Annotated in this window: 1 protein-coding gene; it reads left to right on the forward strand. The window is 73.7% G+C overall.

The window, feature by feature from the left end; genetic code table 11:
• The coding region (locus tag IE312_RS40210) for a DUF7902 domain-containing protein (RefSeq protein WP_440862359.1) at positions 1-551 on the forward strand (551 nt) is incomplete at both ends.

The following is a 551-nucleotide window of genomic DNA, read 5'->3' on the forward strand; positions in this document are numbered from 1 at the left end:
GTGACCTGCGCACCCCGCTGGACGCGGTCCGGGAGACGGCCGAGCAGGTGCTGGGCGAGTTCGAGACCGTCCGGGCGCTGACCCGGCAGGCGACCGACGCGGTCGACGAGGCCGCCGACAGGCTGGCGGCGGTGGTACGGCGGCTGCGCGGCGAGGTCCCGCGCGACGCGTCCGCCTGGGTGAGCGGGCTGACCGAACTCCGGCGTGCCCAAGGGCATCTGCTCACCCTCAAGGACCTGCGCTACGCCGACATCGCTCGGATCGACGACCTCGCCGAGCGGGCGGACGCCGATCTCGCCGCCTTCGGACAGCGGGCCGTGGCGTTCCTGGACCGCGAGGACGCCTTCGCCCGGCACCACCAGGACCTTCAGCAGCTCGTCACCGACGCCGAGTCGATCACCGTACTGGTCCAGGCGGCGCCCCTGGAGACCCGTCTGGACGACCTCGCCGACCAGCTGCGCACCGTCACCGAGGTCGTCTCCGGCCTCGACATCACCGACGCCACCGTGCGCACGTCGGTCCTCACGCGCACCGCCGAGGTGCTCGGCGGC

The sequence above is a fragment of the Streptomyces capoamus genome, assembly GCF_014654935.1.
Taxonomy (GTDB): Bacteria; Actinomycetota; Actinomycetes; order Streptomycetales; family Streptomycetaceae; genus Streptomyces; species Streptomyces capoamus.